Below are 12,247 nucleotides of genomic sequence, written 5' to 3' on the forward strand. Positions count from 1 at the left end.
ATCCGGCAACTCTACTTACCAAACTTCGCAAAATTCGAACTCAGCTTTTAAATCATCTTTCATGCTGGTTTTATTGAATTTCCTCAGTCGCCTATTCATACTTCTCATATTTGTTTTTCTTCCTCTACGACTTCCATTTGACGATTGGTATTTGCCCCGAGTGCTATCACCTCATCTACAGCTAGCCCTCTGGGAATCTGATGCGTAATAAACAGCATCGTCACTTTTCCCTTGAGCTTATTGATCGTCCTAGCGAAGTGCTCCGCCGTGGCCTGATCTAGGTTGGACACCGCTTCGTCGAATACGAGGATTTTGGGGCGCTTCAATAAGGCACGTGCAATTGCAATCCGTTGCCGCTGCCCACCCGATAGCCCAGTCCCCCGCTCGCCTATTTCCGTCTGATACCCGTCATTGAGCGTCTCGATCACCTCATGGATCTCCGCTGCCTTGCAGGCCTGAATCACATCCTCAAAGCTGGCATGCGGATGCGCCATGACCAGGTTGTCATAGAGAGTACCTGCGAAGAGCACCGTTTCCTGCGGCACGACACCGAAGGTTTGCCGTAGTTCGTTGGCGGCCAGGTGGCGAATGTCCTTGCCGTCCAGATTGATCTGGCCTTCGTTCGGTTGGTAGAAGCCAAGCAGCAGTTTGGCCAGCGTGCTCTTGCCGCAACCCGATGGCCCCATCAGCACGGTCAGGTGGCCGGGCTTCAGGGTCAGGTTGAGGTTGCGGTAGAGCCACGGGTGGTGTTCGGAATAGCGGAAGGCGAGATGGCTGAGGTCAATTCGACCTGGGCCGCTGTTTTCTCTTGTCGGCGTCAGCGTGTGCGGTTCCTGCGGCATGTCGAGAATGTCGCCCAGGCGTTTGACGGCGATGTTGGCTTGCTGGAATTCCTGCCACAGGCCGACCATGCGCAGCAATGGCTGGCTCATACGCCCGGCGAACATCTGAAAGGCCACCAGCATACCGACCGTGAAACCATCGTTCTGCATGACCAGCAAAGCGCCAACGACCAGGATGGCCAAGGTCATGACTTGTTCGAGGCCGTTGCTGATCACGTTGTAGGTATTGCCAACCTGCTTGGTGGAGAAACCGGCCGCGAGGTATTGAGCCAGAAAGTCGCCGTACTTTTTGTCGATGTCGGCTTCCATCTGCAGGGACTTCACCGTAGCCATGCCGGAGACGTATTCAGTAAGAAAGGCCTGGTTTCTCGCACCGAGCATGAACTGCTGGTTCAGCTTGTCGCGGAAGACTGGTGCGACGAGGAAACTGATGACGGCGATGGCCCCCAGCAGGCCAACAGCGATCAGCGACAGTTGCCAGCTATAGGCGAACATCACCGCGAGGAAAATGAGCAGGAAAGGCAGATCAAGGATCAGCGTGACGGCAGCTCCGGAGACGAATTCGCGGATGGTCTCTACGCCGTGCAGTCGGGCAACGAGGGTGCCGGTCGGACGGTTCTCGAAATACGGCAAGGGTAAGCGCAACAGATGCCGGAAGACCTGGCTGCCGAGCACGGCGTCGATCCGGTTACCTGTGTGCAACACGAGATATTGACGTAGCCAGCTCATGCCGCTGGTGAACAGCATGAACATGACCAAAGCCACGCCGAGAACGACCAGGGTGCTGTGGGTCTGGTGGACGACGACCTTGTCGATGATGACCTGCGTGAACAGCGGGGTGGCCAGACCGACCAACTGGATCGCCAGACTGGCGAACAGGACATCGCGCCAGATGGTCTTGTGTTTGAGCAGTTCGGGAACGAACCAACGAAAGCCGAAGGATTTGGTTTCAGCTTCGAAACCGGGAATGGCCTCTTCCAAACCCTGTGTTTCCCGAGCGGCAAGGATCAGTTCGGGTTCGAACTGGAGTTTGGCTTCGTCGGCGGTGATCGTTTCGGGTGCTTGCGAACCGGCCCGAAAGTAGAGCAGTTTGTGGCCGTCTGTCTTGAGGATAAGGACTGGGAGCGCTTTGACGCCAGGCTGGGACTCCGTTTCCGGAATGGCACGCAGGAAGGCGATAGCCGGGAGAGGAAGCGCTTGCCATTCCGCAGGGTGAGTGCCTTGCCCGGTTTTGAATCCTAAGGCACGTGCCGCTTCATGGAATGTGGCTAGGCTATGCGGTGGTGGAAATTCCTGCTCGATCAGCTTGGGATCGAAGGGGATACGATAGAGATTGCACAGACTGCCGAGCAGCCACAGCAATTCCTGATACCCCAGCTCTCCCCGTGACGTTTGCATTGCCCAAACTTATTATTATGAAGATTGGGCATTCTGCGGCCAGGTCGATGCCAGGTCAATATCGCCAATGGCATATATGGTGCTCGCCGGGCCTGGCAACTTGTTCCGCTCAGCTTGATTTGGTCATGGGATTCAAGGCACCAGCTTGTTTGAGCGTACGCCATGGATTGACAAACATTTTGATGAGTATCCCGGCGATACAGAACCAGATTGCGCCAAGGCCGATCTGGGTCAGATCTCGCTTCCATGGGATTGCAGTCTCCAGTCCTGCCAACTGGAGAATAGCGGCCGCAAAGACCAGGCTGACCAGCGTCACCTGAAACCAGCCATACATCGGCATCAGCCGACTGGTGTCGATGATCAGTTCCTGTCGGGTGACCCGAAGGTGACCCGCTCGCTTGAGCCAGCGAATCTCGTCGTCGAGCAGGTCATACTTGGTCTGAAACTCGATGATCTGCGGGCGAACCGTCGAAGTGGCGTTGAAGCCGAAGCGATATTTGAATAAGCGTTCATTGCCCTTTGCCAGCTCATCCAGCTTGGTTTTCGAGGCGGTGGCCAGCAACAGCTTGATCGAACCTGGAATGAAATACTCGTGATAGTCGCGCCCAGCCGCCCTTTGCTCCAAGGCGAGGTTGAGTTGGGCTGAGTCGAAGTGCGGGGTATCACTCATGGCTTGGCGCTCCGTATCGGTCAGTGTTCGTGGAAATCGCGACCGGCTACCTTGCTGAAGGCGCCGGTATTGATCTGGAGCGTCGAGGTCGAACCGCTACCCCGTGTCAGCGCAGCCACCTTGTCGATTGGCTTTCTGGCTTCGAAGTGGGCCGTGGCAGCGGCGAGCAGATTACGCCGTTGCGCACCGGGGTCTTGGGTCCAGAGTTGGCCGTTGTAGAGTTCCAGCGCCAGTTCGGCATCCGAATCGGTCGGTGCGATTTCATCGAGGAACGCCTTGATGTCGGGTTCCGCAGCCGCTTCCTGCAAGCGCCCGTCGCGAATCAGGAAGAGCAAGGCTTTGGCCGTGGTGTTGCCATCAATCACAGCCGAGCGTGCGACTGCAATCTGTAGCCGGATGGTGCGCAGCAGATCGAGGTCGATGCCACTACCGCCGGTTACAGTACCTTCACCGGTCAGCAGCCAATCGACCGAGATACCGAAGGTGGCCCGGATCGCGTGCAGGAACTCAGTACCGGGTTTCTTCTGTCCGCGCACGACATCGCTGACGAAGCCCGCCGAAACGCCGAGTTGCCGGGCAAATTCGGATTGATTGAGGCCGGTGTGGGCAATCGCTTGTCCGACCCGCGTAGCGAATCCGTCTAGTCCAGGCGGCGTTATCCCAGAAATATCTTGATTGAGAGTTCTCATTGAGCGTGTATTTATCGCTATCGCGAATTTCGTTGGCTATTGAGAGATAGCCTACTCTCTGAAAGAAGGTATGTCACCTCAACTGACCATGGATGCTGTCGAGATCAACTACCGCTTGCGCCGCTTGGGCAAAACCCAAGCGCAAATCGCCCGTGAGGTTGGGGTTTCTGGTGGCGTGGTGAGCAATGTGATTCACGGACGCATTACCGCCTATGCAGTAGCTCAGCACATTGCCGGCCTGCTCGGTTTGCGGATCGAGGACATCTGGCCGGAGCGTTACATCTTCAAGCCGCGTCAGCGGCAAAGCCACAGGGAGGATATGCCATGAGTTGACCGCGATCAGTGCTGTAAAGATCGAGGCCACATGGCAAGAAGGGCTCAGGAGGTCGAGTCCAGAGCCCTTCTTTGGAGATGTCATTCCTAACCGGGTGACACGTTGATTCTCCTTGCCCTGCGTGCCGGCGTCAAGTGCCGGCCGGCCTCGCGCATGCCTCAATTTCAGGAACGTTGTCTCAAGACAACCAAGGAGATTTCATGAAAACCCCCATCCCCGTTCAGCGCGACATCGTTCGCCTGATCGACAAGGGCTTGAGCAGTCGCGCCGTCGGCCGCCAGCTCTCCATTTCCCACAATACAGTCGAGCTGCTGCGCACCCGGCTGGCTGCTACCGGCCTGACACAAGCGGATTTGTCTGGGCTCGACAATGAAGCATTTGCCATTCGTCTCGGCACGGCCCGTAACCCGAATCCTTCCGGCAAGATCGTTCCCGACTGGGATGTGGTCCGCGAGGAGTTGTCTCAACGGGACATGACCCTCAGCCTGATCTGGGAAGAATACCGCCAGGCGAACCATGAGCACTTGGCTGATTGCCTGTGTTATTCCCAATTCCAGAAACGCTACAAGGCTTGGCTCAAGACCCAGCGCATGAGCATGCGGCAATTCCATAAACCGGGTGACCAACTGTTCGTGGATTTCTGCGGTCGGACGATGCCGATTACCAACCCGGAAACTGGCGAGGAGAAGCCGGCCCAGGTATTCGTCGGCGTGCTGGGCGGTTCGTCGTATACCTTTGCCTATGCTGTGCCGAGCCAGAAAATTGCTGACTGGATTGCCTGCCATGTGAAGGCCTTCGAGTTCTTCGGCGGCGTGCCGCAACAGGTGGTGCCGGACAATCTGAAATCGGCAGTAATCAAGCATACGCCGCAGGAGGTCATTACCAATGCGGCCTATGCCGACTGTGCCGAGCATTACGATGTGTTGATCAACCCGGCACGCAGCCGCAAGCCTAAGGACAAATCGCTGGCCGAGGTCGGTGTGCAGATCGTTCAGCGCTGGGTATTGGCTCCGTTGCGCAAGCGGACTTTTTTCAGTGTCGAGGAGTTGAATGTCGAGATTGCCAAACGGATCGAGTTACTGAACAACAAGGTCAGCAAGAAGTACAAGCAGAGCCGGACGCAACGCTTCATGGAGTTGGACCTGCCTGCGTTGCGGCCATTGCCGTTGCATCCCTATGAGAGCGTCGCTTGGAAATACAAGGTGCGCGTGGCCGAGGACTATCACGTCGAGTACGAGGGCAGTTTCTACTCGGTGCCCTATCAGTACCGGATGCATCAGGTGGACTTGCGGGCGACGCGCACCACGCTGGAGGTACTGCTGAATCGGACGCGTATTACGAGCCATGTACTGTTGGCCTCACCCGGACGGCGAACCTTGGAGGATCACATGCCAATCCAGCATTTGCGGCAGACGGAACAAGATCCGGATTCGCTGCTGGAATGGGCAGAAGGCATCGGCCCCAATGTACTGGCCTGGGTGCGCGGCAATTTGCAGCAACGTCGGGATTTCGCGAACGGCGTTAAATCGGCGCGCAATCTGCGGCGCTGGGCTCGTGAAGAACAAGCCCATGATCGGCTGGATGGTGCCTGCGCTTTCGCCTTGAAGATCGGCGTGCTGACGTTCAATCGTTTGAAGTCGATCATTACCAATCGGAGTGATCTGCGTCTGCCGGTCGAACCGACGGCCTGGGTACAGAAGCATGGCAATTTGCGCGGCGCTGAATACTACGCACAACAGGGAGGTATCTCATGCTGAACCAGCAAACCATGGCCCAGCTACAGGCGCTCGGCTTGCAAGGGATGTTGCGGGCATTGAATCGGCAACTCGATGATCCTTCCATTCAGAAACTCAATTTCGATGAGCGCTTTGCCTTGCTGCTGGATGCAGAAACCGGGGATCGGGAGGGCCGGAAGATTGAACGGCTACTGAAGACCGCCAAAATGCGTCAGGCGAATGCCTGCCTGGAGGATGTCGACTATCGGGCAACTCGCGGTATCGATCCAGCGCAGGTTGCCAGCCTGGGAGATTGTGCCTGGATTACTCGGCGGCAGAACCTGGTGCTGACAGGATTGACGGGCACAGGGAAATCTTGGCTGGCCTGTGCGTTTGGCAAGCAGGCGTGTCGCTCTGGGCATTCAGTTTATTTCACGACGGCAACCCAGCTTTACGAGAACCTGATTGCTGCGCAGGCCGATGGCACCTTGTCGAAACTGCGCCGGCAACTCGTGAAGACCCAACTATTGATCATTGATGATTTTGGTATCGGTGGGGTCGATGTTCATCTGGGGCCGATCTTGCTGGATATCATCGATCAGCAGTCGATGCAGGGATCGCTGCTGATCACCAGCCAGTTTCCGCCGGAGAAATGGTACGACCTGTTTAACGATCCGACTGTGGCTGACGCGATACTGGATCGGATTGTGCATCGGGCGCATTTCATGGAACTGAAAGGAGAGTCGATGCGGAAGGTGCGGGCGAAGAAAACCTGATCCCGGTAGCCTCAGATTGCCACCTCGTTTCGGCGGGGTGGTCAACAAGTCGATATCGGCGGTCAGGTCCCGTGAGATTGCCTGGTCAGGTCGGATGCGTTTGGGTGGTCAACTGGAGGGAGATTTCGCAATTGCCGGGCCAGTTCGTGAACTTTGCCGATCCGGGCCAGCCCGGGTATCAGTCGGTGTGCAGGATGCTGCGGTTGCGCCCTTCGCGCTTGGCCCGGTAGAGCGCAGCGTCGGCGCCGGCAATCAGCTCCCGGGCAGTGAGCGGGACGCGGTCGGGGGGCGCACAATTGACTCCGATACTAATGCTGACCCGTCCGTCGTCGCGGCTGGGATGCACGATGCCGGCGTCCGCGACTTCCCGGCGGATACGCTCGGCCAGCGCAAAAGCTTCGTCCGGCGTCAGCCCGCCGGCGACGATGGCGAATTCCTCACCGCCGATGCGGGCGGCGAATTCGCTGGCGCGCTGGGCGTTGTCGCGCAGGATGTCGGCGATCCTGCGCAGGCAGGCGTCGCCGGCCGGGTGGCCGAGGGCGTCGTTGTACTTCTTGAATTCGTCGACGTCGATCATCAGCAGGGCAATTGCCTGGGTGTGGCGGGTGGCGCGGGCCAGTTCGCGGTCGAGGGCGGCGTCGAAATGGCGACGGTTGAACAGGCCGGTCAGCGCATCGGTGGTCGATAGTTCGGCCAGGCCGGCATTGGCCGCTTCGAGTTGGGCGAGGCTGAGGCGCAGGCGGCGGTTGAGCGAAACGATGTAGGCGATCAGCAGACCGCCGAACAGCAGCACCAGCGCCGCCCAGGCCAGCGCCTGGTAGGCCCAGCCCGGCATCGGGGCGTCGGGGGTGAACAGGAAGCCGTCGAGCGTGTAACTGGCCGGCAGCAAGCCGGTTTCGGCGAATATCCGGGCAATTTCCTGCCAGCGCGTTCGACTCATGTAGCCGATGTCGACGATATCGGCGAGAAACAGGTTGTAGAGCGACTGGGCTTCCAGCGTCAGGGTCATCCGGTCCATCCTGGGATGATATTTCTCCAGGATCAGGTCGATGATTTCGGCCTGGTGGCGGTAGGCATAGCGCCAGCCTTCGGCCAGCGCGTCGCGCATGGCGGCGACGGCCTGCGGGTGCTCGCGGGCGAAGCGCTGGCTGGTGAACAGCGTATCGCCGTAGAGATCGATGTTCAGTTCGCGGGGATTGAAGATCTGGTAGGGAATGCCGTACTGGCTGGCCTCGACCGGTTCGGTCGAAATGTAGGCGGTGGTCGCGTCGACCCGCTCGGGACCGTTCGCCGCCAGGCTCTTGACGCTTCCGCTGTGGATCACCTGGCGGACCTTGGCGAGATCGACGCCGGCCTTCTTCAGGTAGGCGGTCAGCTCGGCCGAGTGGCTTTCGCCCATCAGCGTCCGCCCTTCGAGGTCCTTGACGGTGCGGATTTTCGGATCGACCCGGGCGAGGATGACAAACGGTGAATGCTGGAAGATCGCGGCAACGGCGACCACGGGCAGGCCCTGGTTGAAATCGATCAGCAGCGAGGAGTTGCCGACACCGAATTCGGCACCGCCGTCGACGACGGTCCGCGCCAGATCGACTTCCGGGTGGCCTTCGATCAGTTCGACGTCCAGCCCGGCGCGCCGGAAGTAGCCCTGTTCAAGCGCGGCGTAGAAGCCGGCGAACTGGTACTGGTGGAACCATTTCAACTGGACCCGGACCTTCAAGGGGGTGTCGGGCGTGTTGGCCTGGGCCGATGGCGTGGCGATTCCTGCAAACAGGAAAATGACCAGGCAGGTAATCAGTCGAAAAAGGCCCATGGCTGGCGCCGGCTAGAAAAGGTTGATTCGAGTATAGCGCGGGAAAGCGCCGGCGACGGCGATTCAGGCGTCGAAATGCAGCGCCAGGCTGGCCAGGGCCTTGGGGAGCGGCAGGTTTTCCTCGGTTTCGAGGATGCCGGGCACCGGGTGCGGGTATTCGAAGAAGACGCCATAGGTGCCGGGGCGCTGGCCGTGCAGGTAAACATGGGCGCGCAGGCGGTCCAGTTCGGCGTGGCGCAGGGTGACGATGTTGGGATCGACCCCGTCGTCGGGCGCGACGTCGCAGGCGTCGCCCAGCTTCTCGTCGAGGCTGACGAGCAGTCGGCGCAACGAGCGATCCTTGGGCAGCGACCAGGGGTTGGTGTTCATCGCAGCAACTCCGGTTTGATCTGTTCCAGCCAGGCGTCGATGCGGCTTTCGCTGAGCATCGCCTGATGATGCTGGTCGATGGCCAGGCCGAGGAAATGGTCGCCGTCGACCGCCCGCGACGCCTTGAATTCGTAACCGGCCACCGGCCACCGGCCAGCGGCCGACGACGCTTGCGCCGCGGGCGACGAAGGCGTCGTGGAGGATGCCGATGGCGTCGACGAATTCGTCGGGGTATTTCTGCTGGTCGCCGAGACCGAAGATGGCGACGGTCTTGCCGGACAGGTCGGCGTCGGCCAGTTGCGGCAGGAATTCCTCCCAGCTCGGCTGGCTCAGGCCGGTCGATTCGCCGGGTAGCTCGCCTTTGCCCAGGGTCGGACTGCCGACGATCAGGCGGTCATGGGCAAGAAAGTCGGCGAGGGTGGTGCGACCGATATTGACCGGTGCGGCAGCCACCTCGCCGAGCTTTTTGGCGATCTGCTTGGCGACCAGCCGGGTGCGGCCGGTGTCGGTGCCGAAGAAGATGCCGATCTTGTCCATTTCAGGCCGCCGCGACTTCCTGCGTCAGTTCTTCGGGCAGCACGCCGATCGGATCGCCGAGCGTGCCGTCGGGACCGTTTTCGAAGCGCACCAGATAGATCTCCTGTTTCGGTTCGAGTTCGGTATGGCCGAAATGCACCACCACGCCGCGCGTACCGGTGGGGACCAGCAGCGCGTCTTCGTCATCGACGCCGGGCATGCCGCCGTCGTTGAACAGGTCTTCGGCGGCATAGACCAGGTCGCCGATTTCGTAGAGGACGGTTTCCATGATCTCAGGCCCAGACGTCGGCAGGGGCCTTGAGGCGCTCGACCGGCTGGTCGAACATCAGGTCCTCGTCGATGATCGCGCCGACATCCTCGGGCTTGACGCCCACGTACATGGTGCCTTCCGGATAGACGATGACGCTGGTGCCGAGATGACAGGGGCCGAGGCAGCCGGTGTTGGTCAGCTGAAAGCCGGCGTTCCACAGGTTGCGGGCGGTGAATTCGTCCTGGAAGGCCTGCCAGGTCTGGCCGCAGCCCTTTTCCTGGCAGGAACCGCGCGGGTGACCGGCGGGACGGCCCTGGACGCAGACGAGGACGTGTTTCTTCGGTTTGGGCATGGTGTTCTCCTTGTTGATGGCCTAGCGTTGCAAGGAAGATGCCAGTTCTAATCTTTTAAAAACAATGGCTTGTCTTTTGTCTGCTTTGTCGCTTTTGCGACATGCCGACCGGGGTGTCGCATTTCAGCAACAAATTTGCTTAGGTTTAATGAGAATTGTTGCTATTTGTAATTGTGAATCCTAGAATTCGCCCCGAATCAGTACTTTCATCCTGCTCAGCCAGCCAGGTCGCGACCAAGCCAGCCACGCACAAACGATCAAGGGGTTAATCGTGAACGCGTCAACGCTTCGTCATCCATCCGGTGTCGCCCGGGCTGCCATCGCCATCGCCACGCTGGCGCTCGGCCATGCGCTGCAGGCCCAGGAAAGTGCGGAAAAAACCTTGCGCCAGGTGGTCGTCGTTGATCAGCGGGAGGCGCAGGTCGAGCGCAAGGAAAGCTATCTGCAAAAAATCGTCATCGCCGAGGAAGAGGTCGAGCGTTTTGGCGATGTGTCGGTCGGCGACATCCTCAAGCGCCTGACCGGCATTTCCTTCACTGGTCCGGCCGGCGTCACCAAGGATGTGCGCATGCGCGGTCTGGACAAGGGCTACACCCAGTTCATGATCAATGGCGAACTGGTCAATAGCGCGACTAAGGACCGCCAGTTCCAGGTTGACCGGTTGCCTGCCGACATGATCGAGCGCATCGAAATCATCCGCGCGCCGAGCGCCGAGTACGATGCCGGCAACATCGGCGGCCTGATCAACATCGTCTTCAAGAGCAAGGTCGAGGAAGTGACGCGAACCCGTGTTGCTGCCGGCAAGAATGGCAAGTACGACATCGGCGACGCAATCGTTCAGAGCAGCAAGCGTGTCGGCAATGCCGATATCGTTCTGGCGGCCTCCTATACCGTCGCCGCTGAAGATGTCAGCGAAGCCAAAGCAACTTACAACGCGACAACCGGCGCACTCACAGCCACGGAAAACAAGCCCAAGCCGGCAACCAAGACCGAGTTGCTGTTTACTCCCCGGGTGACTTGGCATTTCGGCGAGGATCGCCTGACCTTCGACCCCTATATCTCGAAAGGGACTGAGGATAAGGAAGAAGACAAGCTGAAGACGGGGGCCAATGTGGCCATCGTCACCGAAAAGGAAATCAAGGAAGAGAACAAGCGGGACCAGGTGATCCGTCTCGGCACCCGCTATGACGGCAAGCGGGATTGGGGGGGCTGGTACGCGAAAGTCGCGCTGGCCGAAACCCGCGCCGACAAGAAGGTCGTTGCCGATGTCTTCAAGTACAACGGTGCCGGCGTGTTTACCAGTGCCGAACGCAAGCGCGAAACGGAAGACATCGTCGACCAGTACCTGCAATTCGGCCTCGGTTTTGCGGCGCAACTGGGCGAGCGGCATCTGGTTCGTGGCGGCATCGAGGTCAAAGATTCGGATTTCAAGTCGCGCAAACCCAAGACCAAGCAGGCAATCAATGCTTCCGGCCTGCCGATTGGCGCGGTCGTCAGCGACGACGGGCAGCGCGACAAGTTCGACATCGGCGAGCGGAAGACCACGATCTACCTGCAGGACGAGATCCGTCTGGGCAGCAGCCACTGGCTGACGCCGGGTGTCCGCTACGAGCAGACCAGCCGCGAGGCCAGCGGCAACGACAAGAATGGTCTGCCTTACCGCAGCGACAACAAGCTCGATTCGAGCAATCCTTCGCTGCATTACCGCTGGGCGATCGGCAAGAACCTGAATTTCCGCGCCAGCATTACCAAGACCGTGAAGTTGCCGAAATTCGACCAGTTGAACCCGACTCTCGATACCTCTAAGGATGGTCTGACGTCGGCCAATGCCTATACCGGCGGTAATGTCGACCTGAAGCCGGAGGACGCGCTGGGCTATGAAGCGGGATTCGAGAAAGCCTTTGCCGGCAATCGCGGCATGCTCGGGGTCAATTTCTACGAGCGGCGGATCAAGGATTTCGTCGAGACCCGGACCAATCAGGAGAACATCAACGGTGCGATGCGTTGGGTCAAGCGCCCGCAGAACGTCGGCGAGGCGCACATCTACGGAATGGAACTGGACTGGCGCTTCCCGTTGTACGAAAAGGCCGGCCATGTGCTCAACGTGGTTGGTAACCACACGGAAATGCGCGGCACCATCGACAGTCCGACCAAGGGTGAGATCGACATCAAGGAAATGCCGCCGCGGGTGACCAACCTCGGCCTGGATTACAAGCACCGGCCCAGCGGCAGCTTTGGCGGATTCTCGGTGAATTACGTGCCGAAATTCTCGGCCAGCAGCACGAACGACAACGATGAGAGCGAACTCAAGCACTGGCAGGCACGGACCACGCTCGATGTTTACGTCGGCAAGATTTTCAGCCCGCTCGCCGAAGTCCGTCTGATCGGCCGCAACCTGCTCAAGGTCAAGAAAGACGAGACGACGATCAAGGGCAACAGTCTCGAACACAAGATCGAGTATTCGAAGCCGACGGTAATGCTGACCTTCGAGAGCCGTTTCTGACG

At 59.2% G+C, this 12,247-nt stretch carries 11 protein-coding genes; 4 read left to right on the top strand and 7 right to left on the bottom strand.

The features are described 5' to 3' along the window. Positions 1 to 104: 104 nt before the first annotated feature. The 3 genes from Q0799_RS12225 to Q0799_RS12235 all read right to left on the bottom strand — a co-directional run bounded on the left by Q0799_RS12225 (position 105) and on the right by Q0799_RS12235 (position 3,599). Complete coding sequence (locus Q0799_RS12225; RefSeq protein ID WP_298398713.1) at positions 105 to 2,204, bottom strand: peptidase domain-containing ABC transporter; 2,100 nt, start codon at positions 2,202 to 2,204, stop codon at positions 105 to 107. A 145-nt stretch (positions 2,205 to 2,349) separates the two neighbouring features. Further along, positions 2,350 to 2,910 carry a hypothetical protein gene (locus tag Q0799_RS12230; RefSeq protein WP_298398715.1) on the bottom strand — a complete coding sequence of 187 codons (561 nt, stop codon included), beginning with the start codon at positions 2,908 to 2,910 and terminating at the stop codon, positions 2,350 to 2,352. 20 nt (positions 2,911 to 2,930) lie between these two features. Further along, on the bottom strand, positions 2,931 to 3,599 hold the full coding sequence (locus Q0799_RS12235; RefSeq protein WP_298398717.1) for a helix-turn-helix transcriptional regulator: 669 nt from the start codon (positions 3,597 to 3,599) through the stop codon (positions 2,931 to 2,933). 70 nt (positions 3,600 to 3,669) lie between these two features. Here Q0799_RS12235 and Q0799_RS12240 point away from each other — a divergent pair, with 70 nt between their 5' ends. The 3 genes from Q0799_RS12240 to istB all read left to right on the top strand — a co-directional run bounded on the left by Q0799_RS12240 (position 3,670) and on the right by istB (position 6,424). Further along, the gene (locus tag Q0799_RS12240) at positions 3,670 to 3,927 is read left to right on the top strand and encodes a helix-turn-helix domain-containing protein (RefSeq protein WP_210570675.1); all 258 of its coding nucleotides are present in this window, start codon (positions 3,670 to 3,672) and stop codon (positions 3,925 to 3,927) included. Between the two features lie 206 nt (positions 3,928 to 4,133). After that, positions 4,134 to 5,690, top strand: coding sequence for an IS21 family transposase (gene istA, locus Q0799_RS12245; RefSeq protein ID WP_298398720.1), 1,557 nt, complete (start codon positions 4,134 to 4,136; stop codon positions 5,688 to 5,690). After that, positions 5,684 to 6,424: an IS21-like element helper ATPase IstB gene (gene istB / locus Q0799_RS12250; protein ID WP_298398722.1), complete on the top strand. Its 741-nt coding sequence runs from the start codon at positions 5,684 to 5,686 to the stop codon at positions 6,422 to 6,424. Before istA ends, istB begins: the two co-directional genes overlap by 7 nt. Positions 6,425 to 6,602: 178 nt before the next feature. Here the strand turns inward: istB and Q0799_RS12255 are convergent, their stop codons facing one another. The 4 genes from Q0799_RS12255 to Q0799_RS12270 all read right to left on the bottom strand — a co-directional run bounded on the left by Q0799_RS12255 (position 6,603) and on the right by Q0799_RS12270 (position 9,742). Continuing rightward, positions 6,603 to 8,234 carry a GGDEF domain-containing protein gene (locus Q0799_RS12255; protein WP_298398724.1) on the bottom strand — a complete coding sequence of 544 codons (1,632 nt, stop codon included), beginning with the start codon at positions 8,232 to 8,234 and terminating at the stop codon, positions 6,603 to 6,605. Between the two features lie 63 nt (positions 8,235 to 8,297). Continuing rightward, a complete protein-coding gene (locus Q0799_RS12260) occupies positions 8,298 to 9,140 on the bottom strand; it encodes a flavodoxin (protein ID WP_298398726.1) in 843 nt (280 codons plus the stop codon). 1 nt (position 9,141) lies between these two features. Further along, positions 9,142 to 9,408, bottom strand: a complete 267-nt coding sequence (locus Q0799_RS12265) for a nitrogen fixation protein NifZ (RefSeq protein ID WP_298398728.1) — start codon at positions 9,406 to 9,408, stop codon at positions 9,142 to 9,144. A gap of 4 nt (positions 9,409 to 9,412) precedes the next feature. Next, the gene (locus Q0799_RS12270) at positions 9,413 to 9,742 is read right to left on the bottom strand and encodes a (2Fe-2S) ferredoxin domain-containing protein (RefSeq protein WP_028996125.1); all 330 of its coding nucleotides are present in this window, start codon (positions 9,740 to 9,742) and stop codon (positions 9,413 to 9,415) included. Between the two features lie 271 nt (positions 9,743 to 10,013). Here Q0799_RS12270 and Q0799_RS12275 point away from each other — a divergent pair, with 271 nt between their 5' ends. Next, positions 10,014 to 12,245, top strand: a complete 2,232-nt coding sequence (locus Q0799_RS12275; protein ID WP_298398731.1) for a TonB-dependent receptor — start codon at positions 10,014 to 10,016, stop codon at positions 12,243 to 12,245. Positions 12,246 to 12,247: the final 2 nt, after the last annotated feature.

This window comes from uncultured Azonexus sp. (genome assembly GCF_937982035.1).
GTDB lineage: Bacteria > Pseudomonadota > Gammaproteobacteria > Burkholderiales > Rhodocyclaceae > Azonexus.

Bases quoted from the DNA above. Each gene is read 5' to 3' on its own strand.
- Q0799_RS12270 (WP_028996125.1), bottom strand. From the start codon at position 9,742: ATGCCCAAACCGAAGAAACACGTCCTCGTCTGCGTCCAGGGCCGTCCC.
- Q0799_RS12240 (WP_210570675.1), top strand. From the start codon at position 3,670: ATGTCACCTCAACTGACCATGGATGCTGTCGAGATCAACTACCGCTTG.
- istB (WP_298398722.1), top strand. From the start codon at position 5,684: ATGCTGAACCAGCAAACCATGGCCCAGCTACAGGCGCTCGGCTTGCAA.
- Q0799_RS12255 (WP_298398724.1), bottom strand. From the start codon at position 8,234: ATGGGCCTTTTTCGACTGATTACCTGCCTGGTCATTTTCCTGTTTGCA.
- Q0799_RS12260 (WP_298398726.1), bottom strand. From the start codon at position 9,140: ATGGACAAGATCGGCATCTTCTTCGGCACCGACACCGGCCGCACCCGG.
- Q0799_RS12265 (WP_298398728.1), bottom strand. From the start codon at position 9,408: ATGGAAACCGTCCTCTACGAAATCGGCGACCTGGTCTATGCCGCCGAA.
- Q0799_RS12230 (WP_298398715.1), bottom strand. From the start codon at position 2,910: ATGAGTGATACCCCGCACTTCGACTCAGCCCAACTCAACCTCGCCTTG.
- istA (WP_298398720.1), top strand. From the start codon at position 4,134: ATGAAAACCCCCATCCCCGTTCAGCGCGACATCGTTCGCCTGATCGAC.
- Q0799_RS12235 (WP_298398717.1), bottom strand. From the start codon at position 3,599: ATGAGAACTCTCAATCAAGATATTTCTGGGATAACGCCGCCTGGACTA.